Origin of the sequence: Microbacterium sp. NPDC088619, from assembly GCF_044752825.1 — a bacterium.
GTDB lineage: Bacteria > Actinomycetota > Actinomycetes > Actinomycetales > Microbacteriaceae > Microbacterium.
On sequence record NZ_JBIVLZ010000001.1, the window covers coordinates 1,809,236 to 1,833,443 of the forward strand.

General features: G+C 69.6%; 21 protein-coding genes. 11 read left to right on the top strand and 10 right to left on the bottom strand.

What is annotated here, in order from left to right; all coding sequences use genetic code 11:
• The first annotated feature begins 2 nt into the window (after positions 1–2).
• On the top strand, positions 3–1,382 hold the full coding sequence (locus tag ACIP5T_RS08900) for an MFS transporter (protein ID WP_400862414.1): 1,380 nt from the start codon (positions 3–5) through the stop codon (positions 1,380–1,382).
• 46 nt (positions 1,383–1,428) lie between these two features.
• Complete coding sequence (locus ACIP5T_RS08905; protein ID WP_400862416.1) at positions 1,429–3,183, top strand: aldehyde dehydrogenase family protein; 1,755 nt, start codon at positions 1,429–1,431, stop codon at positions 3,181–3,183.
• A gap of 24 nt (positions 3,184–3,207) precedes the next feature.
• Here ACIP5T_RS08905 and pip read toward each other — a convergent pair whose 3' ends face one another.
• Both pip and ACIP5T_RS08915 read right to left on the bottom strand, forming a co-directional pair.
• Positions 3,208–4,170 (bottom strand): prolyl aminopeptidase, encoded by a 963-nt coding sequence (pip, locus tag ACIP5T_RS08910; protein ID WP_400862418.1) that lies wholly within the window; start codon positions 4,168–4,170, stop codon positions 3,208–3,210.
• Complete coding sequence (locus ACIP5T_RS08915; RefSeq protein WP_400862420.1) at positions 4,167–5,054, bottom strand: neutral zinc metallopeptidase; 888 nt, start codon at positions 5,052–5,054, stop codon at positions 4,167–4,169. Before ACIP5T_RS08915 ends, pip begins: the two co-directional genes overlap by 4 nt.
• A 50-nt stretch (positions 5,055–5,104) precedes the next feature.
• On the opposite strand from ACIP5T_RS08915, the gene ACIP5T_RS08920 reads away from it, so the two are divergent.
• Together ACIP5T_RS08920 and ACIP5T_RS08925 are read left to right on the top strand one after the other, a co-directional pair.
• Positions 5,105–6,094 (top strand): malate dehydrogenase, encoded by a 990-nt coding sequence (locus ACIP5T_RS08920; RefSeq protein WP_400862421.1) that lies wholly within the window; start codon positions 5,105–5,107, stop codon positions 6,092–6,094.
• Positions 6,095–6,146: 52 nt separating this feature from the next.
• A complete protein-coding gene (locus ACIP5T_RS08925; RefSeq protein ID WP_400862423.1) occupies positions 6,147–6,617 on the top strand; it encodes a recombinase family protein in 471 nt (156 codons plus the stop codon).
• Between the two features lie 138 nt (positions 6,618–6,755).
• Here the strand turns inward: ACIP5T_RS08925 and eccCa are convergent, their stop codons facing one another.
• The 8 genes from eccCa to ACIP5T_RS08965 all read right to left on the bottom strand — a co-directional run bounded on the left by eccCa (position 6,756) and on the right by ACIP5T_RS08965 (position 17,414).
• Complete coding sequence (gene eccCa / locus ACIP5T_RS08930; RefSeq protein ID WP_400862424.1) at positions 6,756–10,730, bottom strand: type VII secretion protein EccCa; 3,975 nt, start codon at positions 10,728–10,730, stop codon at positions 6,756–6,758.
• On the bottom strand, positions 10,727–11,974 hold the full coding sequence (locus ACIP5T_RS08935; RefSeq protein ID WP_400862426.1) for an FHA domain-containing protein: 1,248 nt from the start codon (positions 11,972–11,974) through the stop codon (positions 10,727–10,729). Before ACIP5T_RS08935 ends, eccCa begins: the two co-directional genes overlap by 4 nt.
• Complete coding sequence (locus ACIP5T_RS08940) at positions 11,971–13,335, bottom strand: hypothetical protein (protein ID WP_400862428.1); 1,365 nt, start codon at positions 13,333–13,335, stop codon at positions 11,971–11,973. The genes ACIP5T_RS08935 and ACIP5T_RS08940 overlap by 4 nt, the downstream gene beginning before the upstream one ends.
• Positions 13,336–13,450: 115 nt before the next feature.
• Entirely contained in the window at positions 13,451–14,893 is a 1,443-nt protein-coding gene (locus tag ACIP5T_RS08945; protein WP_400862430.1) for a hypothetical protein, read from the bottom strand.
• A complete protein-coding gene (locus ACIP5T_RS08950) occupies positions 14,883–16,247 on the bottom strand; it encodes a S8 family peptidase (protein ID WP_400862432.1) in 1,365 nt (454 codons plus the stop codon). Before ACIP5T_RS08950 ends, ACIP5T_RS08945 begins: the two co-directional genes overlap by 11 nt.
• Positions 16,247–16,651: a hypothetical protein gene (locus ACIP5T_RS08955; protein ID WP_400862434.1), complete on the bottom strand. Its 405-nt coding sequence runs from the start codon at positions 16,649–16,651 to the stop codon at positions 16,247–16,249. The genes ACIP5T_RS08950 and ACIP5T_RS08955 overlap by 1 nt, the downstream gene beginning before the upstream one ends.
• Positions 16,652–16,776: 125 nt before the next feature.
• Complete coding sequence (locus ACIP5T_RS08960) at positions 16,777–17,058, bottom strand: WXG100 family type VII secretion target (protein WP_079113895.1); 282 nt, start codon at positions 17,056–17,058, stop codon at positions 16,777–16,779.
• 41 nt (positions 17,059–17,099) lie between these two features.
• Positions 17,100–17,414, bottom strand: a complete 315-nt coding sequence (locus tag ACIP5T_RS08965) for a WXG100 family type VII secretion target (RefSeq protein ID WP_056309991.1) — start codon at positions 17,412–17,414, stop codon at positions 17,100–17,102.
• 357 nt (positions 17,415–17,771) lie between these two features.
• On the opposite strand from ACIP5T_RS08965, the gene eccD reads away from it, so the two are divergent.
• From eccD to ACIP5T_RS09000, 7 genes are all read left to right on the top strand, one after another.
• Positions 17,772–19,106 (top strand): type VII secretion integral membrane protein EccD, encoded by a 1,335-nt coding sequence (eccD, locus tag ACIP5T_RS08970; RefSeq protein ID WP_400862436.1) that lies wholly within the window; start codon positions 17,772–17,774, stop codon positions 19,104–19,106.
• A gap of 3 nt (positions 19,107–19,109) precedes the next feature.
• Positions 19,110–20,462 carry a type VII secretion protein EccB gene (gene eccB, locus ACIP5T_RS08975; RefSeq protein WP_400862438.1) on the top strand — a complete coding sequence of 451 codons (1,353 nt, stop codon included), beginning with the start codon at positions 19,110–19,112 and terminating at the stop codon, positions 20,460–20,462.
• A complete protein-coding gene (locus tag ACIP5T_RS08980; protein WP_400862440.1) occupies positions 20,462–21,802 on the top strand; it encodes a S8 family serine peptidase in 1,341 nt (446 codons plus the stop codon). Before eccB ends, ACIP5T_RS08980 begins: the two co-directional genes overlap by 1 nt.
• A gap of 93 nt (positions 21,803–21,895) precedes the next feature.
• Positions 21,896–22,621 (top strand): hypothetical protein, encoded by a 726-nt coding sequence (locus ACIP5T_RS08985; RefSeq protein ID WP_400862441.1) that lies wholly within the window; start codon positions 21,896–21,898, stop codon positions 22,619–22,621.
• 4 nt (positions 22,622–22,625) lie between these two features.
• Complete coding sequence (locus ACIP5T_RS08990) at positions 22,626–22,949, top strand: hypothetical protein (protein WP_400862442.1); 324 nt, start codon at positions 22,626–22,628, stop codon at positions 22,947–22,949.
• 49 nt (positions 22,950–22,998) lie between these two features.
• Positions 22,999–23,712 (top strand): hypothetical protein, encoded by a 714-nt coding sequence (locus tag ACIP5T_RS08995; protein WP_400862444.1) that lies wholly within the window; start codon positions 22,999–23,001, stop codon positions 23,710–23,712.
• Positions 23,713–23,740: 28 nt separating this feature from the next.
• On the top strand, positions 23,741–24,208 hold the full coding sequence (locus ACIP5T_RS09000; protein ID WP_400862446.1) for a hypothetical protein: 468 nt from the start codon (positions 23,741–23,743) through the stop codon (positions 24,206–24,208).

The window sequence follows — 24,208 nt, forward strand, 5'->3', positions numbered from 1 at the left end:
CGATGAGCACCGCGGCTCGGCCAGAGCAAGCATCCGTCCGCCTGTCCGCCCGCACGGTCGCCCTCTACGCGATCGGCTCGCTCGGCACAGGCGGATACGCGACCCTCCCCGGGTTGGTGCTGACGTACTTCCTCACCGACAACCTCGGTGTCGCAGCGCTCACCGCCGGCCTCATCGTCACCGGAGCCAAGGTTTGGGACGTCGTCATCGACCCGGTGATCGGCGCGGCCTCGGACCGCCAGTACGCGAGGACGGGCTCGCGACGAGGATTCATGGTCGTCGGCGCCCTCACCCTTCCGGTGTTCTTCGCGCTCACCTTCGCGGTGCCCCCGTCCTGGGGGCCCACCGCCGGCGCCGTCTGCGTGCTCCTCGCGTTCCTCGCCACTGCGACGTCCTTCAGCCTGTTCCAGGTGCCCTACGTCGCGCTGCCCGCAGAGCTGACCGCGGGATACGACGAGCGCACCCGACTGCTCGGGTGGCGCGTCGTCGTGCTCACGGCAGCCATCCTGCTCTTCGGTGCGGGCGGCCCCGAGCTGAGGGGCGCCACCGCCGACCCCGTCACGGGATACCTGCTGATGGGCGTGGTCGCGGGTGTGGTCATCGGCGTCGGCATGCTCATCGCGTCGCGGACCGCGGATGCCGCCGCCCGCCACATGGCCGCGGACGAACGTCCGACGGCGGTCGCTCCGACGGGACTCCGTGAGCAGTACGCCGCCGGCGTGCGCACCCTTCGGCGCAGTCAGCCGTTCCGCGCCCTCCTCGGCACCTTCCTGCTGCAGGCCCTCGCCACCGGGACCATGCTCGCCGGCGCGCAGTACGTCGCGACGTGGGTGCTGCGCGCGGAAGATGCCGTGACACTCGTGTTCCTGGCGCTCGTCGGGCCCGCCCTGCTCGCGACGCCGGGCTGGACGGTGATCGCCCGCCGCGTGGGCAAGGAGAGGGCGTTCGCCCTCGCGAGCATCATCTTCCTCATCGCCGCCGCATCTCTCGTGCTCGCGGTCTGGACGCCCGGCACCTGGATGTACGGCTCGATCGCGCTGGCGGGCATCGCCTACGCAGGGCTGCAGTCACTGCCGATGGCGATGCTGCCCGATGTCATCTCACACGACGAGCGGCTCAGCGGAAGAGGCCAGGCCGGCACCTTCACGGGGGTGTGGACGGCAGGAGAGACCGTCGGGTTCGCGCTCGGAGCGAGCGCGGTATCGCTCACGCTGGCCGCGACGGGATACGTCTCGAGCATCGCGGGCGCGACCGCACAGCAGCCGGCTGCCGCGATCACGGGCATCGTGCTCGCGTTCAGCCTCCTGCCCGCGCTGCTGATGGGGGCGAGCCTGCTCACGCTCCACCGCTACCGCCTTCGCCGCGCAGACATCGACGCCTGACCGGAATGCGCGACATAAGCTGGGTACCCGCCCGAAGGAGACGCCGATGACTTCTGCGACACCGCCTGCCGCTTCGACGACGACCCCGGAGCTCGCACAGGCCGAGCGCGATCGCCTCGACACCGCGATCGACGAGCTCCAGACCGGCACCCGCACGTGGTCTGCGCTGACGCTCGCCCAGCGGGTCACCCTGTTGCGAGCTGTGCGCTCGAGTGTCGCCGCGGCCGCAGAGGACTGGGCAGACACCGCAGCCGCGTCGAAGGGCCTCGACGGCCGGCATCCGCTGCGCGGAGAGGAATGGCTCAGCGGGCCCTACAGCGTGCTCGGCGCCCTCGATGCCTACATCGAGACGCTGTCGCGTCTCGCGAACGGCACCAATCCGCTGGACGGGATCACGATCGACCGGGCTCCCGGTGGGCGCACGCGCGTGCACGCCTTCCCCCTCACCGGCATCGACAGGTTCCTGCTCTCGGGGTACACAGGAGAGGTCTGGCTCGAACCCGGTGTCACTCCCCACGGCGCGCGCGCCGCAGCCGGACTCGCGCAGCGCACCCCGTCGGACTCAGGGGGCGTGGGCCTGGTGCTCGGCGCCGGCAACATCACCTCGATCCCCGTGCTCGATGTGCTCTACGAGCTGCTCGCGCACAATCGCACGGCGCTGCTCAAGGTCAACCCGACACAGGACGCGCTCGTGCCCGTCTACAAGCGAGCACTCGCGCCGCTCATCGGCCCGGGGCTGCTGCGCATCACGCGCGGCGGACCCGACGTCGGCGCCTACCTGACCGGCCACCCGGATCTCGTGCACGTGCACATCACGGGGTCGGCTGCGACCTTCGACGCCATCGTCTGGGGCACAGGGACTGCGGTCACGCGGCGGCGCCGTGAGAATCGTCCGCAGCTGAAGAAGCCCATCACTGCCGAGCTCGGCGGGGTGTCGCCCATCATCATCGTTCCCGGCGAATGGACCGACGCCGATCTCACGTACCAGGCCGAGCACGTCGCGACCATGCGCCTGCAGAACAGCGGGCACAACTGCATCGCCGGCCAGGTCGTCATCATGTCGTCGGACTGGGCGCAGGCCGACGACTTCCGAGCCGCCCTCCGCCGTGCCTACGCGAATGCTCCGGAGCGGCCGATCTGGTACCCCGGTTCGCCCTCGCGGATGCGCCTCGCGACAGATGCGTATCCCGACGCCCTCGTGCTCGGCGATCGGCTGCTGGTCGAGGTCTCCGACGACGACGACGCGAGAGCGCTGCAGAGCACCGAGTACTTCGCGCCCGTGCTGGGCGTCGTCGCGGTCGCCGGCACCGGTCAGGAGTTCCTCGACGCGGCGGTGACCTATGCGAACGAGCGGCTGCAGGGGACGCTCGGCGCGAACCTGCTGATCGACCCGTCGACGGAGAAGACGCTCGGTGCGGGATTCGACCGCTCCATCGCAGCGCTTCGCTACGGCTCGATCGCGATCAACGGCTGGACAGCCTTCGGCTTCATCACCCCGACCATGACCTGGGGAGCGTTCCCCGGCAGCACGATCGCCGACGTGGGCAGCGGCATCGGCGTCGTCCACAACGCGCTCCTGCTCGATCGCGTCGAGCGCTCGGTGATCCGCGGTCCCTTCCGACCGTTCCCGCGTTCGCTTCCGGTCGTCAACGGCGGCGGGCGCCTCACCATCCTGCCCAAGCCGCCGTGGTTCGTCTCGTCACGGACGGGCGCGGCAGTGAGCGAGGGCCTCACCCGATTCCGTGCGAACGGCGGCACGATCGGGCTCCTGAAGACTCTGACGGCGGCGCTGCGCGCCTGACGCGCGCTCGGCCGCCGCGCGAGGTCAGCCGGCGAAGCGGTCGGTCGCGGCCCGCAGTGCTCGCTGGATGCCGGGCTCGGTCGCCGAATGCCCTGCATCGTCGACGACGACGAACTCCGCCTCGGGCCAGGCGGTGTGCAGGTCCCACGCGGTCATCATCGGCGTGCACACGTCATGGCGCCCCTGCACGATCACGGTCGGGATGTGGCGGATGCCGTCGACCCCGTCGATCAGCTGCCCCTCGGTCCACCAGCCGCGGTTCACGAAGAAATGGTTCTCGATGCGGGCGAACGCGGTGGCCGTGCGCGGGTCGGACATCGCCTCGATCTGCGCGGCATCCGGGCGCAGCGTGACCGTCGAGGCCTCCCACCGCGACCAGGCGATCGCCGCCGGCTCGTGCACGGCAGGGTCGGGGTCGAACAGACGCCGGTGATACGCGTCGATCATGTGCGAGCGCTCGAGCACCGGGATGGGAGCGATGAACTCCTCCCAGAGATCGGGGAACAGCGCGGCAGCGCCACCCTCGTAGAACCACTCCAGCTCTGCACGTCGGAGTGTGAAGATGCCCCGCAGGATCAGCTCGCTGACCGCCTCGGGGTGCGCCTGCGCGTAAGCGAGCGCGAGCGCGCTCCCCCACGACCCGCCGAACACCTGCCACCGCTCGACGCCGAGGTTGCGGCGCAGCAGCTCGAGGTCGGCGATCAGATGCGCCGTGGTGACGAAGCGGAGGTCTGCATCGGCAGCGCTCGCATGCGGGCTGCTGCGCCCGCAGCCGCGCTGATCGAGCAGCACGATCCGGTACACGTCGGGGTCGAAGAACCGTCGCTGCCAGGGCGACGTGCCGCTGCCTGGGCCGCCGTGCAGGAACACCACCGGCTTGCCCTCGGGGTTGCCGCTGACCTCCCAGTAGACGCGGTGCCCGTCGCCGACGAGCAGTTCGCCGGTCTCGTGCGGTTCGATGGGCGGATACAGCGCATCCAGGGTCATGGCGACAGGTCTCCCGCAGCCGCCGTGAGCGGCTCAGCGCACACATCGAGGCCGTTCTGATAGCCGTTCGCGAACCAGTACTTGCGCTGCTCGCTCGTGCCGTGCGTGAAGCTCTCGGGGTTCACCGCACCGGAGGACTGCTGCTGGATGTTGTCATCGCCGACCGTGTTCGCGGCGTTCAGGGCGTCTGTGATCTCAGCCTCGGTCGGCGTCAAGAGGTAGGGGACCCCGTCCGGGTCCTTCTCCTTCGTCATCTGACCGATCCACGAACCCGCATAGCAGTCGGCCTGCAGCTCGATGCGCACGCCGTTGCTGTCGGGGCCGGTGCCGTTGTTCGGATACTGATCCATCACGCCGGTGATGTACTGGATGTGGTGCCCCCACTCGTGGCCCACGATGTAGAGCTGAGCGAGATCGCCGGCGGACGCCCCGAACTGCTGCTGCATGAGGTCGAAGAACGTGGGGTCGATGTAGACCGTCTCATCGGGCGGGCAGTAGAACGGACCGACGGCGTTCGACGCGGTGCCGCACGAGGTCGAGGTGGCTCCGTCGACGATGATCAGCTGCGGCGGCCGATAGGGGTCGATGTAGTCCTCCCAGTAGCCGTCGAGCGCGAGCTGCGAGGCCGCCACTCGGCAATCGACGTTCTCGTTCGCGTCTTCGCCGGTGAGGCAGTTCTCGATCACGCTGCCGCCCTCGGGCTCAGATCCGCCACCCGTCGCGCCGCCGCCCAGGAGGCCGGTCAGGTCGATGCCCAGCAGGGGGCCGGCGATCAGAGCGATGATGCCGAGCAGGCCGACACCGCCCGCTCCGGCGACGACGGCGCCGCGGCCGCGACGGCGGGCGGTGTTGCCGGAGACATCCGCGTCAGGGTTGAAGGTCATGCCACGAGGGTACTCTGCACCCGGGGTTCACACCGTCGTAGGCTCGAGGCATGACCACCACCATCACGCTCACGGGTGCAGGCGGACAGATCGGCTACGCACTGCTCTTCAGGATCGCCGCCGGAGATCTTCTCGGCCCCGACGAGAAGGTGCGACTGCGGCTGCTGGAGATCCCGCAGGGGCTCGGTGCCGCCGAGGGAGCGGCCCTCGAGCTGCAGGACGGCGCCTTCGGCCTGCTCGAGCACGTCGAGGTGACGGACGAACCCTCCGTCGGGTTCGACGGGTGCGCCCTCGCGCTGCTCGTCGGCGCTCGCCCCCGGGGCCCCGGGATGGAGCGGGGCGACCTGCTCGCGGCCAACGCCGGGATCTTCGGCCCGCAGGGCGCCGCGATCGCGGCGCATGCCGCTGCCGGCGTGCGCGTCACCGTCGTCGGCAACCCCGCGAACACGAATGCGCTGATCGCCGCGGCCTCGGCGGACGGCGTCCCTGCAGAGCGATTCACCGCTCTCACCCGACTCGACGAGAATCGCGCCAGGGCGCAGTTGGCGCAGGCGCTCGCGGCGCCGGTCGACACTGTTCGTCGTGTGCCCATCTGGGGCAACCACTCGGCGACGCAGTTCCCCGACGTCTCGCATGCGACCGTGGGCGGCAGGCCGGTCGCAGACGCGCTCGAGGCCATCGTCGGCGATGTGCCCGCCTGGCTCGAGAACGCCTTCATCCCGCGGGTCGCGAAGCGCGGAGCGGAGATCATCCAGGTGCGCGGCTCGTCGTCCGTGGCGTCCGCCGCCAACGCCACGATCGAGCACGTGCGCGACTGGGTGCACGGCACCGACGACTGGACCTCGGCCGGGGTCGTCTCGCACGGCGAGTACGGCGTCCCGGCCGGCCTGATCTCGTCGTTCCCCGTGCGGTCGGTCGAGGGAGAATGGCAGATCGTCGAGGGCCTCGAGATCAGCGACTGGGCACGAGCGCGCATCGACGCCTCCGTGGCCGAGCTCGTCGAGGAACGCGAGACGGTCCGGTCCCTCGGGATGCTCTGAAAGGTCACCGCGCGGGCGCCGATCAGGGCAGAATGGATGCCGGAGGTGCGCGATGAGCGAGACGATCGATCCGATGAAGGCGACGGCATCCGTCGACGAGGCCCTGACGAGTCCGCTGCATCTGCCGCACGCGGCCGCGGAGTGCCCCAAGTGCTTCACCGAACTGCAGCAGAACCGGAACTTCTGGCTCGCGCGACCCGACGGCTCACGCCTGGTCGGACTCGTGGTCTCCCGCGAGGGCATGCCCTCGGTGGTCGAGCAGCGCGATGATCTCACTCGATTCGGGGTGCCGATCGAGGGGTTCCGCCACCCCGCTCCCGACATCCTCGAGAGCTGGAGCGATCGGCTGTCGCGCCTGATCAGCACGCTGAAGACCGGCGATGTCCTCGTCGTGGCCAACATCAATGCTCTGGGCCGTGACGCCGAAGAGGGCGCGCGCACCGCCAAGGAACTGCGTCGCCACGGCATCATCGTCAAGGTGCTGAGCCACGACGCACGCCACCTCGCAGACGCCACACGCTGACGTCACGCGCTGGCGTCATACGCTGACGTCCGGCTCGGCTCGGCTCGGCTCGGCGGCACGGTCGTCGATCGCGGCTGGGCCCAGCCTCCGACGTGGCGGGCACCAGGATCGCCTGGCGCCCGTCTACGCCCCCGTCCGTCACTGATAGTTCGGCGGCACCCACAGCAGCTGCGCGGCGACGAGGCCGCGGTCGCGGCTGACGATCTGGGCTCGGCCGGGGATCGCTGGGATCGCCTTGACCTTGCCGATCAGCTGCCCCTCCTCGGGGCTCCCCGAGAGAAGGATGCCGGTGGCGCCCAGGTCGGTCATGCGCTGGATGATCGGGTCATAGGCGGCACGGCTCGCGCCACCGGTGCGACGCGTGAGGATCACGTGCAGACCGAGGTCTGCCGCCTGCGCGAGCAGCGGGGCGAGCACCGCGACGGGGTTGCCCTGCGACGTCGACACGAGGTCGTAGTCGTCGATCAGCACGAAGCCCTCTGCACCCTTCCACCACGACCGCGAGCGCAGCTGGTCGGGGGTGACGTCCCGACCGGGGATGCGGCTCTGGAAGAACTGGGCGAGCTCGCTCATCCCGCCTTCGGTCATCTCGTGCGAGGTGAGATAGGCGCCGAGGTACTCCTGCGGGATCTCGCCCAGCAGCGCACGGCGGTAGTCGACGACGAAGATCTTCGCCTCGGACGGACCGTAGAGACGCGTGATCTCGTGCACCACGCCACGGAGCATCGACGACTTGCCCGAGTCCGCGTCGCCGTAGAGGTAGAGCAGAGGCTCTTCGAGCGGGTCGATCGAGAACGGCGCGAGGTTCGCCTCGTCGATGCCGAGCAGGATCTCCCGCGGCTCCGAGCCGTCCGCCGTCGCGGCAGCGGCCACTGCCCGGAGGTCGGCGTGGCTGATGCGCGAGGGCAGCAGGCGCAGCTTCGGTCCCGCGGGGCCGTGCCACGCGGATGCCACACGGGTGACGAGATCGTCGATGCCGTCGGCGAGCGAGGAGCCGTCGTCGACGCCGTCGATGCGCGGCAGCGCCGTGAGCATCTGCAGACCGTTCTCGTTGAGACCGCGACCGGGGAGCGCCGTGACGTTCTCGGCCGCCTTGCGGTTGACCTCGGAGTCCGTCGGGTCGCCGAGCCGAAGCTCGATGCGGGTGCCGATGAGGTCCTTGATGTTGGCGCGGACCTCCATCCAGCGCGATGCCGTGATGACGATGTGCACGCCGTAGGTGAGTCCCCGCGCGGCGATGGCCTGGATCTGCGGTTCGAGCATCTCGAATTCCGCGCGCAGGGTTCCCCAGCCGTCGACCATGAGGAAGATGTCGCCGTACCCGTCATCGGCGAGCCCCTGGGCGCGCCGCTGCCGGTAGGTGTCGATAGAGTCGATGCCGTTCTGGCGGAAGTACACCTCGCGCGCGTTGAGCAGGCTCGTGACCTCGGCGACCGTGCGTCGCACGATGTCGGGCTCCGAGCGCGTGGCCACGCCGCTGATGTGCGTGAACCGCTGCAGACCCGTGAAGCTGCCGCCACCGAAGTCGATGACGAAGAACTGCACCTCCTGCGGCGTGTGCGTGAGAGCTAGCGCGACCAGCGCGGTGCGGGCGAGGGTGCTCTTGCCGCTGAGCGGCGCTCCGACGATCGCCATGTGACCGGCTGCGCCTCCGAGCGAGATCGCGAGGTTCTCGCGGCGCTGCTCGAGCGGCACGTCGACGATTCCGAGGGGCACGGTGAGGGCTCCGGCACTTCTCCACCGCGGGGAGATGAGTCCGAGTGCGGGATCTTCGACGAGATCGCCGAACAGCTGATCGAGGGTCGCCGGAGTCTCGAGCGGCGGCAACCAGACCTGGTGGGCCGCCGGCCCTCGTCCGCTCATCATCTCGACGGCGATCTCGAAGGTGTTGCGCTTCTCTTCCGGCTCGGCGTCGACGACGACCTCGGGCTCCTCGACCGTCGTCTCAGCCCGCCACACCGGAGCGGCGGTGAAGAGCTCGACGGCGGTCGAACCCGTGCTCTGCGCAGAGCCTGATGCCGCGCGGCGCCGACGGCGGGGCGGGGGCCCTGACACGTAGGCGGCTCGGAACTGCGTCATGGTCTCGGTGTCGGACTTCAGGATTCCGGCACCCGGCTGCGTGGGCAGGTGGTAGGCGTCGGGGACTCCGAGCACGGTGCGGGACTCGGCGGCGGAGAATGTGCGCAGGCCGATCCGATACGACAGGTGGGTGTCGAGCCCGCGGAGCTTGCCCTCTTCCAGTCGCTGAGAGGAGAGCAGCAGGTGCACCTGAAGCGAACGACCGAGCCGGCCGATGTTCACGAAGGTGTCGACGAACTCGGGCTTGGCGGACAGCAGCTCGGAGAACTCGTCGGCGACGATGAGGAGTGCGGGAAGCGGAGCGAGGTCGGTGCGGCCCCCGCGGCGGGCCTTCTCGTAGTCGGCGACGTTGGCGAACGGTCCGGTCGCCCGGAGCAGTTCCTGACGGCGCACCATCTCGCCCTGCAATGCATCCTGCATGCGGTCGACGAGCGAGATCTCCTCGCCGAGGTTCGTGATGATCGCCGACACGTGCGGCATGTCGGCCATGCCCGCGAACGTGGCACCGCCCTTGAAGTCGACGAGCACGAAGTTGAGCTGTTCGGGCGAATGCGTCATCGCGAGCGCGAGCACCAGCGTGCGCAGGACCTCGGACTTTCCCGAACCGGTCGCACCGATGATGAGGCCGTGCGGGCCCATACCCTGCTGAGCGGATTCCTTGATGTCGAGGATCAGCGGGCTGCCGTCTTCCGTCTGTCCGATCGGCACCCGCAGTCGATCGCGCTCGAGACGAGGCGACCAGGCCGCGTCGAGGTCGAGATCACGGACATCGGGGAGGCCGAGCAGTTCGACGAGCTCAGCCTGATCGGTCGCGCTCTTCTTCTTCGTGATCGTCGTGCCGCCGGAGTAGAGCGCGATGAGTCGCCGGGCGGTCGCCTCAGCCTCGACGATGCTGATCGCGTCGGCCTCGAAGGGGCGCGCGGGCACCTGCAGGCTCACGAGTTCGGCGCGGCTGCCCTTGTCTCCGGGCGCGAACGCGATGCGCAGGGCATTGGGGTCGTCGAGATCGCCCCACCGGGAAGGCAGGTCGATCACGGTCACGCCCTGCACGCCGTCGCCGCTCACGAGCACGTCGTTGAAAGAGTTCGTGACGCCATCCGTCAGGATCACGATGTGCGGCACCTTGGCGCCGGACCCGTCGCGGGCGAAGCGCGGCCTCTCCCGCACCTCGGCGGGGAGCATGTCCTCGAGCTCAGACAGCTGCGAGCCGATCATGCGTGCGGCACCGAGACCGTCTCTGACCGTGCGCGAATGCGTGTGCGGCATCCACTTGGCCCATTCCCACTGCGGCAGGACGCCAGCGTCAGCGGCGATCACGATCTGCACCGTGTCGGGGTCGTGCATGGTCGCGAGGTGCAGCAGCATGGCGCGCGCGAGACCGCGGGACTCGGTCTCGTCTCCCGTGATCTCGACGCGGGCGTAGTCGCGCAGCGTGATGCCGAGCGAGAGGTTCTTCTGGATCTCGTGCGTCAGCATGAAGCGATGCGCGGCGGAGGCGGCGACCGGGTCGAGCTGCGCCAGCGGCGGCAGCTCCGGCGCCTCGAGCGAGATGCACAGCGGCTGGTCGCTCGTGCCGACGCGCACCGACAGGAAGTCGGGGTCGTTCATGCCGCGCTCCCACACCCTGGTGCGCTCCTCGGCGATGTACGGCAAGGCCGAAGGTGCCGGAAGATGCCAGTTCGCGGCGCGGCGCTGCTGGCGGGCCGCGACCCGCACGGTCTGGCGCAGCTCGGTCAGGTACGCGAGGTACTCGCGACGCTCGCCGAGCGTGGCCGCCTGTCGCTGCGACCGCTGGCGCCAGCCGTTCACGGCGACGAACCCGAGGGACGACAGCAGGAACATGCCGCCGGTGAGCAGACCCGTCACCGACTGGTTCGACATCGTGACCATGACGATCGCACCCACGCTGCCCAGCATCGGGAGCAGGGATCCGAGGATGCCCATGCCGCCGTCGTTGGGCTGCAGCTCGGGCGGCGCCTGAACGGGGAGCTTTCCGGAGGGGACGCGGGGCGGCGCGAGACGGGGTCCTGTCATGCTCTCTCTCCGGCGCTGCTGTCGGTGGCCAGCAGAAGGCTGATGGTGAAGCTGCGGTTGCCGATCCTGACGCGATCGGCGTCGTCGAGCAGGACGCGCTCACCGGCGACGAGCTCGGTCGTCTGCCCGTCGTCCGATCGGATGTCGGAGCCGTTGGTGGATCCGAAATCGGTGACCCAGGTGCGTCCGCGCGAATGCTCGAGACGCAGGTGCGTCTTCGACACCGAGGAGTCGGGATCGGTCACGATCACGAGTCGGTCGTCGTGGACGCTGGCCGCCGGCGCGCGTCCGAGGTTTGCCGCGAGCGGCAGCCCGAGCTGCACGCGCTGCCCGGTGTCGAAGATCAGGAGAAGCGCTCCGGACTCGGATGCGGGGGCCGCGGCATCCGACTGCTGTGCTGCCGCCGGTGCGACGGTGAAGAGCGGCCTGTCGTCGCCGGCCTGCGCGACGGGTGCGGGCGTCTCGGTGCGGTGCGACGCGGCGCGGGCGTCGGTCGGCTCGGAGTCCTCGTCGACGACGGAGGAGTGCTCACCGAGGGGCACGACCTGCGGAGGAGCCAGTGGGACGGCGGCCTCGTCGACGGAGACCGTCGGCGGCGCTTCCGCGGCTGCACGGGGCGGGACAGCGACCACGACGGTGCCGGCCACGCGATCGGCCCAGGACTGACGGCGACCGCCGCGATCCCACGCGCTCGACGCGACGACGACCCAGCTGCCGACCGCGACCACGAAACCGGCGCCGGTGATGATCGCGCGCACGAACTGGCGTCCGACTCCCGGCGAGTAGGGCCGGTCGCCGCGCGCGGCGCGCAGGCGCAGCACGGCGTTGCCGAGGGTGAGGCCGGTGCGTGCTTCGAGCACGCACAGGAAGATCGCGAGCTCGGCGACTGTGAGCCCTGCGAGCAGCATGCTGCGGGTCGCGATGAGGACGATCGCCGCGGCGAGGATCACCGCCGCGGCATCGAGCGTGAAGGCGGCGATCCGCGCTCCGGTCCCCGCGGGAGCGCCGATGAAGGCCGGGCCGAGCCCGTCGGAGGGACGTCTCGTTCTGGAGCGCGCCGGGACGATCGGCGTGGGCGTCGGAGGTGTGGATCCGGATCTGAGCGGTGCGCCGTCGACCCCGGGCGGTGCAGCGATCAACGCCGGCGGCAGCGCAGGGATCTCCCCCGGCTGGCTGGGTCCCGGATGCACGGGTGGGATGGTGCCACCGCCCGGCCGGGGCTGTGGTTCGCCGTTCCCGCTCATCCCGCCATCATTCCACGAACGAGAGACAGCGCATTCGCATAGAGGAGCGCCGCCGGAAGGGCGAGCGCGACGGCGAGCCATTCGAACGCGTCTCCGAAGCGCGACCAGACGAGCGAGCTCGCGCCGCGTGAGACGGGGATGATGACCGCGACCGCGGTGAGTCCGACGGCGAACAGCACGAGTGCACCGAACACCTGGAAGCCGGTGCCCAGGGCCGCGGATGCCTGCAGACCGGCGACCATGAACACGACGGCGGCAGCCGCACGGGGAAGCCAGCGGAGGATGCGCGAGGTCGTGTGTCTGGGCGTCAGCAGCAGGGCGAGGCCGACGCAGACGAGAAGTGCGATGCCACCGGAGATCACGAAGGGGTCGTCCGGCCACGCACGCAGGAACGCGATGGGGGTCATCAGCGCGGCGACGCTGCTGAGCACTGCCGTTCCGGCGATGAGACGTGCCGACGAGTCGTCGACGACGGCGATGATGCGCTCGGGCCGCAGCAGACCTACGGATTCGGGAATGGCTCCTCGGACCGTCCAGCGGCTGGTCATGAAGTGCTTGTAGTCGATGAAATACCCCTCCGGGAGGTTCACCAGACTGCTCGGCAGCGCTCGGAGCCCGAGCGGCACGAGTCCGAGCGAGATGGCCGCGGCCTCCGCCGGCCCCCAGCGCAGCAGCAGCGCGAGACCCCACACCGCGGCGAGGCCGACGAGGAGCACGGTCGCTGTGCCGGCCGCCGCCCTCATCGGACGAGCTCGGGCCGAGACGGCGATGACTGCGGTGGTGATGCCGGCGGCGAGAAAACCCGAGGCCGTGGAGAGGTGCGCACTCGCGTCGAGTTCGGCCGGGATCAGGAGAGCACCTGCGGCGAACGACAGGAGCACCGGGGCGAGGACGCCGAGGATGCCGCGCACCCCTGCCGCCGAGTCCCGGCGCGACCACGCCACCGCTCCGCTGACTGCGCCGAGCACGAGGAAGAGACCGGTCAGGAGTCTGAGCAGCGGATCTCCGGCACCTTGCGCGAAGACCGCGACGAGCAGCAGCCCGCTGACCGCGAGCATCCACCATCGGGCACCGTGGTCTGCGCGCGAGGTTCGCGTGTCCACGACCGCGGGCCGGGCCTGCGGCGCCAGCGCCGTGCGGTCGATGAGCGCGTAGAGGCCACCGTCGACGAGGTCCTCGCACTCGGTATCGCCGGGGACCTCGAACCCGCCGGGACCGATCGTCACGAAACGATCGGCCGTCGACAGTCCGCTGAGGATCAGCGCGTCGTCGAGGGTCTCATCGAACGGAAGCGAGAGGTCGAAGCGACGGTCCTCGCTCTGAAGAACGATCCGACGCCGTTCTACCGTTTCGACTGACATACCTGAACCCTATCGACCGTGTACGGCTCTCGCCGCGGCCCCTCCGACCACTGAGCGCGCAGACGCGGAGGTCGTGCACGGCATGCGCCGCCCACGCTCACCTCCGCCCCGCGGATCAGTCTGTGTGCTCGTCACGGGAGCCGGCCTGCGCGCTCTTCGCACGCGGGCCCCGCTCCTCTTCGTCCTCGAGCTTCGGGGCGATCGGGCCGCCGAGGCCGGAGCGCTTGGGCTTGTCGTCCTCATCGGCTCCGCCGGCGCCCATCATGCCCATGCCGGGTCGGCCACCTGCCGCGCCGGACGCACCGCCGCCGGCCGAGCCCGCATATCCCGAACCCGCGCCGCCTGCACCGCCCATGCCACCGACGCCGCCCACACCACCGACTCCGCCGCGCGCAATGCCGCCCGTGCCGGCTCCGCGAGCACCGCCGGACGCCGAGTTGCCGAGCAGTCCGCCGCCCGCCTTGACCCCTGCGCCGGATGCCGAGCCCCCGATGCCTCCCATGGCACCGGCACTGGCGATCTTCGAGCTCGCGGCGATCGCCGCAGCTCCCGCACCGCCGCCGACGACGCCGCCCAGGCCACCCCCGCCACCGGGGACGAATGCTCCGGGAAGCGAGCCGCCCGGCAGCGACCCGGATCCTCCGGAGCCTCCGGGGTAGCCGCCGCCACCGGTTCCGCCGGGACCCCCAGGGAGCACTCCGCCACCAGGGAAGTCGACCGACGGATCGTCGCCTCCGCTGTCCGAGCCGTCGGGGTCTGTTCCATCCACTCCGCCGGGGTCGTTGGGATCCCAGCCGTCAGGATCCGTGGGATCCCATCCGTCGGGATATGTCGGATCCCATCCGCCGGGATTAAGGCCGACGGTTCCGCCACCGCCACCGCCACCGGGGTGGGTCGGGAACGTCGGAATCGACGGCTGCCCGCCACCGCCCGGCACGGAACCTCCGGGAGAGGATCCACCACCCGGATACGTGATCTCCGGAGCATCGATCTCCGTGCCGGGGGGAACCGGCTTCTCGGGCGGGGTCGCCATCGCGACGCGTGGGTCGAAAGACGCGAGCGTAGCCGCCGACGCCTTCATCGACTCCGCTGACGGCGCGAGACCGCGCTTGATGCCGTCGACGACCTTCGCCGCCTGCTCTTCGCGCTGATTTCCGAGGAAACCCCCGATCACGTCGAGAGCCTTGTCGGCGGCGATCGGCCCCAGCACCGGATGGACGACGACGGAGCCGATCTTCGCGGCGTTCGCCCAGAACGGGTCGACCTGCGCCGAGGGCAGTTCGGCCGCAGCCGCGTTGCGCCGGTAGTTGTTCGCGATCTCGATCGTGTCGGTGAGCTGCCCGACCAACGTGTCGATCATCCGGAAGTTCTGCTGCAGTGTCGACAGGGACTTCCGCGCCTCCTGTGCTGTCTCGCCGTCCCAGCCGGTGGAGTCGATCACAGCCGAGAGCGCTCGGTCGAGCGAGGTCAGCGCGGTGCGCAGAGACGCGGCCCGCGGGATCCGCCAGTCCTCGAGCGAACGGATCCTGTTGAGCTCCGCTTCATTCTTACCGACCATTGTTGCCCCCTTGTTCTGTCTTCTGTCGTCGCGATGCCCTCGTGAGCACGACCGCGAGCACGACGCCGCCGATCACCAGGACCGCCAGGATCACTCCTCCGCCGATGAAGAACGGCGTCAGCGCCGATCCTTCCGCCGACTCCCCGCCCTCGCCGGGCTCCGCACTCGGAGATGGGCTGCTCGCATCGAGCAGTTCGCGCTCCGTGTCGACATTCCGCTGATTCGGCACGGCATTCTCGTCGTCCGCGACGAAGAACGGATTGATGTCGGGATACTTCGTCGGGTCCACAGCCAGCATCCCGGTGAGCGATGCGGCACCGTAGCCCGTGGCGTTGTTCCACTCCGGCTCGTGCTCGCCCTTGGTGCCTGTGTTGTGGATGAGGCTCTGGAGCAGCTGGTTGCCGGTCGCCTCGGGATACTTCTGCTTCGCGACCGCGAGGAAGCCCGCCACGATCGGCGTCGCCAACGATGTTCCCGAGCGCAGCTGCTGGGCGTCCCATGACTCCGGTGTGCCCTGCGCGATGACGCCGAGGCCGGGCCCTGCGATCTTCACGTCATCGCTGATATTCGGAGACGGCTCCGCGAGAGCAGGATCGTAGGACGACTTCTGGATCTGCCCGTCCGATCCGAACGCCTGCACGGCCACTGCGCCGTTGTAGGAGGAAGGCCAGTCGCCGACGCCGCCGACGTTGGGCAGCGAGCCCAGAACGATCACGCCTGCCGCATGGGCTTTCGCCACTGCATCGGCCGCGTCGATGAGTCCGCCGAGCGATACGGAGATGACGTCGGCGCCGTCGTCGACGGCATCCGAGATCGCTTTCGCGAGGCCCGAGGGATAGCGGTCCATGGAGTCCGGACCTGCGTCGATCAGCTCCCCGTTCTTCTGCAGGCACGTCGACTCGATGTCGGTGCCCTCGCCGACTGCGGTCGTGATCATGGAGTTGTAGTACCGCACGGTCGCTCCGGGTGCGACACCCTTGATGGGCGTCCCGCCCACGGCCTCACCCGTGCCCAGGATCATCGACACGACGTTCGTGCCGTGGTTGGCAGCCGCGTAATCGGTGGAGACGGCGGGATACGGCTGGGCCGAGGAGTCGTAGCAGTAGGAATCCTCGGCGACCTGCAGGTCCGCGCCACGCAGACCCGGCGCGTCGGGGTTCACCTGTGTGTCGATGACGGCGATCGTCACGCCAGATCCGTCGAAACCCGCGTCGATCGCCTCCTGGACCCGACCGCGATCGAAGTACCAGAGCCCGTCGCTCGAGGTCGCCGCAGACGCACCGGAGGGCAGTGCGAGTGCCGCGCACAGCGCCATACCTCCGATCGCGGTCACGATCGATCGACGGGGGCTCATCAGTAGTCGGCCTCGTCGGGCTCGTCGCTTCCCGACGCGCCGCCGGTCGCTCCCGCAGCCGTTCCGGTCGGGACGGGAGCGGGACTCGTGCTCTGATCAGCAGCGGAGTCGAGCAACGCGAGGACGATCTTCGCGTCGTCGGCGAGCGCCGCATCCTGCTCAGCGAGCTCGGTGACGGCGAAGCGGATCGCGTCGCTGACCTCGTTCAGGGCGTCGACCGAGTTCTGGGTCGCGGTGCCCATGCCTTCTGCGACCCGACTAACCGAGTCGCGGAAGTCGGCCAGTGCAGGGGTCACCCCACCTTCGGACTGACGGACCTCCGCCGCAGCCGGGAACTGCTGCGCATCCCGCGCGATGCGCTTCAGCTCTGCCAGAATCTGGTCGATGTCGATCGCGATGCTCATCGATGCCCCCTCCTCTTTCACATACGGTGCCAACACTGACATCTGCCCTGCCATCCGACGATCGGCGGAGGGCACGGCAGACGGCGCGGGCCCGGCGCATCTCTGCGTCGGGCCCGCGGCGGAGATCAGGCTCCGAAACGCCCTGCGGCCGACTTGTCGGTCTGGACGTACTGGCCCGAGATCTCCTCGGTCTTGCCCGCGATCTGGGTGAGAAGCTGCTGCATCTCACTCAGCGAGCGGTTCCACTTGGCCTGAGCCTGGTCGTAGGCCTGCTGCGCGGAACCATCCCACGCCGCACGCAGCTTGCCGACCTCGGACTCGAGACGGTCGAGCTCTGAACGAATACCCTGCGACCCGCTGCGGATCTGCGCTGCCAGAGCGTTGACCTGCTCCGGGCGAACTGACATCGACTGCATCATGTTCTCCTTGAAATCTCTGTGGTCTGTGCTCAGGAACCCATCATCGAGCCGAGGCCCGAGATGGTCTGCTGGTGAGCTTCTTCGGTTGCAGCCTGGTCGCGCTCGGTGCCGGCGAGGGCATCCTCGAGCGTCACGAGGACCTCGTTGAGCTGACGAGCCTGCTCATCCCAGCGGGACATCAGCGTCGAGAACGATGCGGCAGCCGCACCCGTCCAGAAGCCACGCAGCTGCTCGATCTCGCTGCGGACCTTCTTGGTCTGCTGGTCGATCCCGGACTTGGTCTCCCGCACCGCCTGGGCTCCGCGGCGCAGAGCCCCCTCTTCTGCGGAGATGACATCAGCCATAACTCACTCCCTCCGGTCCTCACGGACACACGTGCGGGGGAGCGCATCCCTGTGTTGGGACGACTTCGAAACAACCCCCCACGATTCGTTTCAGGAGCCAGGCTAGATCAGATCGTCGGGATGCGCCAGAACACGAGCCGTATCCGTGCAGCATTCATGCGTTCGATGGAGAAACCGCGGAGTCCGTCCACATGCGAGCAGGAGTCCTGCTTCGGGCAGACGATCGTGCGGTCGATGGAGAACACGTCCCGCCGCGCGACTACGCGTTGCCGCACGCCTCAACTAGGGTGAAAGGCGGAATGCGCAGCCACGGGTCTCCTCCCGCTCGGCCGCACACCATGGAGGGGGCATCGTTCCATGACTCAGAGCAGCGCAACGGCAGGCACCGTGCTGCGGCTTTCCGTCGTCAGCGACGACCGCCGGCTCGATGTCGGCGTGCCGTCGCAGATCCCGCTCGTCGAGATCATCCCCGGCTTCGCGCGGAGCCTCGGTGTGCTCGACCCGACGCTCACCCATGGCGGCTACTCGCTGCAGCGGGCCGACGGAACTCCCCTCGACCCCGCACGCGGGGCGGCGGCGCAGGGAGTGCACGACGGCGAGCTGCTGACGCTCGTCCGCGGTGGCCTGATGCAGGAGCCGCGCGTCTACGACGACGTCGTCGAAGCGGTGATCGACGCCACTGCCGAGCAGCACGGCTCCTGGACGCCGGCTGACAGCTCGCGCACCGCCCTCTTCGTCAGTCTCACCTTTCTCGCCCTCTGCGCTCTCCTCCTCGTCGCGACACCGCCGACCTCTCTCCTGCCGTCGATCATCGCGGCCTCGGGGGCGATCGTGCTCAGCGTCGCTGCGGCCGTGCTCATGCGCCTCCGCCAGCCCGAGGCAGGGCACGCACTCGGACTCACCGCGGCGGCCTACGGAGGGCTCGCGGGCTATCTCGCCGTTCCGGTCCAGAGCATCTGGGGGTGGCCGCTCGCCGCCATGGGGCTGGGCCTCGTCATCGTCGGCGGCGTCGGCCTCGCCGTGACCCAGGAGAAGCCCGAGATCCATCTCGTCCCGATCGCGCTCGGCGCCTCGATCGGCATCACCGCGACCACCGCTGCGATCTTCGGCGACGCCCTCGCGCCGTACGCGATCATGCTCGCGACCACCGCGCTGCTCGCGAACGGCATCCCGTGGCTCGCTCTCAGCTCCACCCGCATCCGGGTCATCTCGCCGCAGAGCGACGCCGACATGTTCGCGGCCCCGGAGCCGATCGACGCCGACGAGGTCAAGCGTCGCGCAGCCGCGGGAACGCGCACCCTGATCGCACTCCGGGCCGCGCTCGGCCTCGCGGCTCTGACCGCGACGCCGCTGGTTGCCGCGAGCGGCGTCTCCGGCGCACTGCTGTGCGTGCTCGCATTCGTCGGGATGATGTTCCAGTCGCGCCAGATCTACGCCCGCCTCGGCGTGCTCGTGCTGATGGCCATCGGAGCGATCGGGCTGGCCGTCACCGGCGTGACGGTGGCCCTCGCCCTCCCCGACGTCCGCACCTGGATGCTCCTCATCCTCGTCGTCGCCACCGTGATCCTGGTGGGTCTCACCCTGCTGACGCCGAAGGCACGTCTGCGGCTCACGAGGCTCGGCGACTCCGTCGAGGTCATCGCACTCGCGCTGCTGCTGCCCCTCGGCGTCACGACTGCCGGGCTCGTCTGACCCATGGCGACCAAGAAGGATCTGATCGAGGCCCAGGGCTTCAGCAGGCGACGACTCCTCTCGGCGTTCACCGGTGGGGCCCCCGGAGGCAAAGAACTCGACCCTGCGAAGCCGCTGCGCGCGGTCGTCGCCGGAGTCGCACTCACGATCGGAGTGATCCTCGTCGGGGTGTTCTGGGGGATCATGCAGCCGGGACTACCCGGCGACTGGCAGAACAACCGTCTGATCGTCGCCACCGACACCGGAGCCCGCTACGTCTCGGTCGAAGGAACGCTGTACCCGGTCATCAACACGGCCAGCGCACGCCTGCTGATCCCTGCCGGTGAGTTCAAGGTCGTGCGCACGGATCAGGCCGCACTCGACGGCATCCCGGTCGGACCGTCGATCGGCATCCTCGGCGCGCCGGACGACCTGCCGGCTCCGAGCGCGCTGATCAACTCCTCGTGGACGGCCTGCATCGACGACACCGCCGGCGCATCGGTATCGCTGTCGAGCAAGCCGATCGCCGAGGTCTCGACCGGGACCGGCGCTGTGGTCCAGCGCGGCGATGAGCTGTTCGTGATCGCCGGGGGTCTCCGTTACGCGGTTCCCGCAGACGACGCCAACGCGGTGCTCCGCGCCGTCGGACTCGGCACCAGCGACATCCTCGAGGTCGACGGGCGCTGGCTCAATCTCTTCCAATCGGGCGAGGATCTCGAGCCGATCCGTCTCAACGCGGTCGGAGCCTCGGTTCCCGGCACCGATCTGACGGCGGGGACGATCGTGCACACGCAGGGCAGTCCGGCGGACGAGCGCTACGTGGCGCTCGCGACCGGCCAGCTCGCTCGCCTCAGTCCGCTCGCCTACCAGCTCTACCTGCTCGGCAGCGGCCAGGAGGCCGGCGCCGAGCAGGAGGTGTCGCCGGCCGAGGTCGCAGACGTGGAGACGCGTCCGTATGTCGGCGGCGAGGACTGGCCGACTCTGCCGCTCACGACCCTCGCAGCCGGCGAGACGCCGTGCGCGACGGTCACCGACGACGCTCGCACCGTGCTCGGCGCGACCACGGCCGAGCTCCCCGAGCAGCGCTCGGGCGTCGACGTCTCGGTCGGCGGCGGCGCACTCGTAGAAGTGAGCGGAGGCTCCGACGAGGCGGCCGGCCTGGCCGTGCTCATCGACGAGTCCGGCACCGCGTTCGCGATCCCCGGTGCCACTGCGGAGCAGAGCGCGGAGGATGCGGCGAGTGGCCCCATCGCTCAACTCGGCTACTCCCCCGACGACGTCGGGCGAGTGTCCGACGCATGGATCGAGTTCTTCGCGGCAGGCCCGGCGCTGACGTCCGATGCCGCCAGAGAGTCGCCCGGCTCAGGGGCGAAGTGATGCGTCGCAGAGTCGCCCTTCCGACGCTCCTGGTGGGCGCGATCGCGCTCGGCGCGGTCATGACGAGCGCGCCGGCATCAGCGACGGCACTCGACTCGACCGTGCCGGCGGCCACCGCCGGCGAGGCGTGCACTCCGGGCACCGTGGTGTACAGCCCCGACGCCCCGCCCGCCCTCGCACTGCTCGGAGCCGAGGACGCCAACCGCGTCGCCACAGGCAGAGGAGTCGTCGTCGCCGTCGTCGACTCGGGCATCGATGCGGGGAATCCGCATCTCGCCGGAGTCGTGATCGGCGGTGTGGACCTCGTCGGCGACGGCGAGCGGGCCGATGGTCTGAGCGACACCACCGGCCACGGCACCGCGATCGCCGGGCAGATCGCCGCGCAGCCGATCGCAGAGTCCGGGGTCGTCGGGCTCGCGCCGGACGCCCGACTGCTGTCCGTGCGGGTCTTCCGCAGCGACCAGCAGCAGGACAAGGACAAGGGCTTCGGACCGACGTCGCAGCGCATCGCGGATGGCATCCACTGGGCAGCCGACAACGGCGCCGACATCATCAACGTCTCGATCTCGCAGTCGACCGACTCCCCCGACCTCCGCGCGGCGGTGGAGCATGCGTCAGCCGTCGGCGCCCTGGTCGTGGCGAGCGGCGGCAACAGGGCATCGGACCCCGACGCGAAAGACGGCGCTCGCTACCCCGCAGCGTACGAGCAGGTCCTTGGCGTCAGCGCCGCTGACGCCAGCGGCCGCGCGAACGACGCCTCGATCCACGGCCCCCAGGTCGGCGTGACGGCGCCCGGAATGAATGTGCTGAGCGCGGCGCTCGGCGGCGGAGACTGCATCTTCGCCGCCGACGCCCCCGCTTCGAGTTTCGCGACCGGATACGCGAGCGCGGCCGCGGCGCTGGTGGCCGAAGCGCACCCCGAGGATCCACCGGCCGGATGGGCGTACCGACTCACCGCCACGGCCCTTCGAGACGACGCCGACAATCGCGACGACGTCAATGGATGGGGATTCATCCAGCCGCTCGCCGCCATCGAGCTGCTTCCGGACGAGACGACCCGAGGGCCGGTGAGCCCCTACTTCGACACCACCGGGAGCGCGGCCCGCCCGCCCGCCGCCGCCGTCGACCCCGACCACGGCGCATCACCCTTCCTGCTCACGCGGGAGGCCGCGCTCTTCACGACCATCGGCGGAGCGGCCCTCCTCGGCGTGCTCGGCATCCTGATCGTGCTGCGTCGCCGCCGAGAGCAGCCTGCCGTGGATCCGGTGGAGGCCGAACGCGAGGGCGGGCTGCTCAACGTGCCCGGGCCCGGCTCCGGCGGTAGGGGCACAACTCTCTGAACCCCGCGGTGCGCTCGATGCCCCCTGGGCCGCGTGCACTCGGATCATGTACGGTGGGACGGTCGATGATGCTCACCCGGGGGGGGAAACTGCATGGCCCACGATAACGACGCGATCTACGAGCTGCACGACCAGCTCACGAAGAAGACCGCGCAGATGCGCGAGGCGCTCGAGCAGACCAGCTCCGAGACCGCCGAGGATCCGACCGGACAGGTCTCCGTCCGGTTCGACGATCCGTCCATCGAGATCACGATCGGCAGCTTCTGGCGCGCATCCATCCGCCCCGAAGAGCTGTCCGGCGTCATTCTCGAGACCGTGAACACGGTGCTCCTCGCTCGCCTTCAGGCGTGGGGAGCCAGCTTCAGCGACGAAGCTCCCGATGTCGCAGCGCCGCCTGCGCCATCCCCCGCGATCGCCGCGAACGAGATCTCGGAGCTCGTGGCATCGGCAGACGGAGACGTCTTCCACCGCAATGTCAATCGATTCATCGAGACATTCTCGACGCAGTTGAGCTCGACCCTCTCTCAGCTCAGCGAGCGCGCCACTCAGGTGCACGGCGGCGAAGACAGCAGCGGCAACGCTCAGGTCGATCTCGACAGCAGGGGCACGATCGTCGGGCTCCGACTCGACGAGAGCTGGTTGCGCACGGCCGACGGCGGGGACGTCACCGACGCGATCCGCTCCGCTCTCTCGAAGGCGCAGGCCTCCGTCGCCGCGGCCACGCCGGTGCTCCCCTTCGAGGGCACTCCGCTCGCGCAGTATGCCGAGGGAATGGCCGATCCGGTCGAGATGATCAGAATGCTGACAAGGGGAGGTTGAGACGATGCTCTCACCGGAAGAGATCAGGGTCGCATCCGAAGCTCTCAGCAGTGATGCGACGGTGTGGGACGGCGTCTCGTCGACGCTCTCGACCGCGGCGTCCGCCACCGATTCGATGCGCTCCTCGGATGCGGCGTTCTGCTGGAAGGGTGACGAGCTCTACGCCCAGTACACCGAGATCGTCGACGCGGTATCGACCTATCTTGCGGACGGATCGTCCACGGCGGCTGACGGCGCCCAGGTTCTCCGCGAGGTACGCGACCTGTTCATCGCCCGCGAGGACGAGACGGTCAGCACGATCAACGGCGCATGGGACGTGCAGCTGTGAACGAAGTCCGAATGAACCTGCGGGTCGACCGCAACGACTGGAGGCGTCAATGTCCATCCCTGTGAGCGGTTCGGGAACCCCCGATTGGGGTCAGCTGGTCGAAGACATCGAGCAGCGCATCGAAGAGGCGCGGAACAACGTCAACAACCTTCTGTCGGACGTCTGGGATTGGCTGCAATGGGCGGCCGACCGCCTGTTGGACGCCTGGAACTGGCTCACCGAGCGTCTCGGCGAATTCTGGGATGTCATCTCGGACCCGTACGAGCGCCCCGGCTACCGTGAGCAGATCCGCGCCCTCGCCGGCACCTGGCGCTCAGACCTCGCGACACCGCTGTCGAACGCGAAGGACCAGATCGATCCTTCCGCTCTGCAGACGGACGAGGAGTGGGGCGGAAAGGGCGCTGAGCGCTACGAGCAGACCACCGCCGCACAGCGGACGACTCTCTCGGACTTCGAATCCGCCATCGTGAATCCGGTGGCAGGCGGCCTCGAGAAGCTGGCCGGCGGCCTCGACACCTTCACGACGCTGATGTGGACCACGCTGGGAACGCTGGTCGCGGGACTCATCTCCGGCATCGCCGCCCTCGCAACGCTGATCGCGGCACCCGCCGGCATCCTCGCGATGGTCGGCGCGCTCGCCGCGGCGCTGATCCAGATCGCCAGCGCCAACGTGCAGCTCGACAACGCCATCGACTCGGCCAAGAGCCAGATCGCAGGCGTCGCCGCCAAGGCGACCGGTTGGCCCGACTTCGCAGCCAGCTGAGGCGAGCTGTGCCGCAGAGGGGAATCGCATGACGTCTTCCACGAGTTCTCCGCCTGACCGGGTTCGTCGTTCCGCGCGTGCGCGCGGCATCGTCGCGGCGATCCTGGTGGTCGTCAGTCTCGTCGGTGTGCTGCTGACCCTCGACCTCTGGAAGCAGACAGCGGCACCGGGGATGGTCTCACTCCCCAGCAACCTGCTGCTCAGCGCCGCGTTCGTGGTCGCCTCGGTTCGGGCCTTCGCCCTCGCCGCGAGAGGCGGGCACACCGAGAGCAGCGCGGCGGCGGATCGCCTGATCGCGCTGGTCGGGCTGGTGGTCGTCTTCGCGATGGTCTTCTCCGCCATCACCGCCGTGGGCTCCGACGGATGGGTCGCGCTCGTCATCTACGCCGTGGCGCTGTCCGCTGCTCTCGAGACCCTCCTGATCCTCAACTGGAAGGCGCGTTCGCTCCAGGGCCCCCTGGCGGCCCAGCGGCCGGTGGGAGAGCGTCGGCGCTGA

What these genes read in the sequence shown, in the direction of transcription:
- pip (WP_400862418.1), bottom strand. Translation starts at nt 4,170, where the DNA reads ATGACCCTGGATGCGCTGTATCCGCCCATCGAACCGCACGAGACCGGC.
- ACIP5T_RS08905 (WP_400862416.1), top strand. Translation starts at nt 1,429, where the DNA reads ATGACTTCTGCGACACCGCCTGCCGCTTCGACGACGACCCCGGAGCTC.
- ACIP5T_RS08915 (WP_400862420.1), bottom strand. Translation starts at nt 5,054, where the DNA reads ATGACCTTCAACCCTGACGCGGATGTCTCCGGCAACACCGCCCGCCGT.
- ACIP5T_RS08935 (WP_400862426.1), bottom strand. Translation starts at nt 11,974, where the DNA reads ATGAGCGGGAACGGCGAACCACAGCCCCGGCCGGGCGGTGGCACCATC.
- ACIP5T_RS08900 (WP_400862414.1), top strand. Translation starts at nt 3, where the DNA reads ATGAGCACCGCGGCTCGGCCAGAGCAAGCATCCGTCCGCCTGTCCGCC.
- ACIP5T_RS08920 (WP_400862421.1), top strand. Translation starts at nt 5,105, where the DNA reads ATGACCACCACCATCACGCTCACGGGTGCAGGCGGACAGATCGGCTAC.
- ACIP5T_RS08980 (WP_400862440.1), top strand. Translation starts at nt 20,462, where the DNA reads ATGCGTCGCAGAGTCGCCCTTCCGACGCTCCTGGTGGGCGCGATCGCG.
- ACIP5T_RS08960 (WP_079113895.1), bottom strand. Translation starts at nt 17,058, where the DNA reads ATGTCAGTTCGCCCGGAGCAGGTCAACGCTCTGGCAGCGCAGATCCGC.
- ACIP5T_RS08950 (WP_400862432.1), bottom strand. Translation starts at nt 16,247, where the DNA reads ATGAGCCCCCGTCGATCGATCGTGACCGCGATCGGAGGTATGGCGCTG.
- eccB (WP_400862438.1), top strand. Translation starts at nt 19,110, where the DNA reads ATGGCGACCAAGAAGGATCTGATCGAGGCCCAGGGCTTCAGCAGGCGA.
- ACIP5T_RS08990 (WP_400862442.1), top strand. Translation starts at nt 22,626, where the DNA reads ATGCTCTCACCGGAAGAGATCAGGGTCGCATCCGAAGCTCTCAGCAGT.
- ACIP5T_RS09000 (WP_400862446.1), top strand. Translation starts at nt 23,741, where the DNA reads ATGACGTCTTCCACGAGTTCTCCGCCTGACCGGGTTCGTCGTTCCGCG.
- eccCa (WP_400862424.1), bottom strand. Translation starts at nt 10,730, where the DNA reads ATGACAGGACCCCGTCTCGCGCCGCCCCGCGTCCCCTCCGGAAAGCTC.
- eccD (WP_400862436.1), top strand. Translation starts at nt 17,772, where the DNA reads ATGACTCAGAGCAGCGCAACGGCAGGCACCGTGCTGCGGCTTTCCGTC.
- ACIP5T_RS08955 (WP_400862434.1), bottom strand. Translation starts at nt 16,651, where the DNA reads ATGAGCATCGCGATCGACATCGACCAGATTCTGGCAGAGCTGAAGCGC.
- ACIP5T_RS08945 (WP_400862430.1), bottom strand. Translation starts at nt 14,893, where the DNA reads ATGGTCGGTAAGAATGAAGCGGAGCTCAACAGGATCCGTTCGCTCGAG.
- ACIP5T_RS08985 (WP_400862441.1), top strand. Translation starts at nt 21,896, where the DNA reads ATGGCCCACGATAACGACGCGATCTACGAGCTGCACGACCAGCTCACG.
- ACIP5T_RS08925 (WP_400862423.1), top strand. Translation starts at nt 6,147, where the DNA reads ATGAGCGAGACGATCGATCCGATGAAGGCGACGGCATCCGTCGACGAG.
- ACIP5T_RS08940 (WP_400862428.1), bottom strand. Translation starts at nt 13,335, where the DNA reads ATGTCAGTCGAAACGGTAGAACGGCGTCGGATCGTTCTTCAGAGCGAG.
- ACIP5T_RS08995 (WP_400862444.1), top strand. Translation starts at nt 22,999, where the DNA reads ATGTCCATCCCTGTGAGCGGTTCGGGAACCCCCGATTGGGGTCAGCTG.
- ACIP5T_RS08965 (WP_056309991.1), bottom strand. Translation starts at nt 17,414, where the DNA reads ATGGCTGATGTCATCTCCGCAGAAGAGGGGGCTCTGCGCCGCGGAGCC.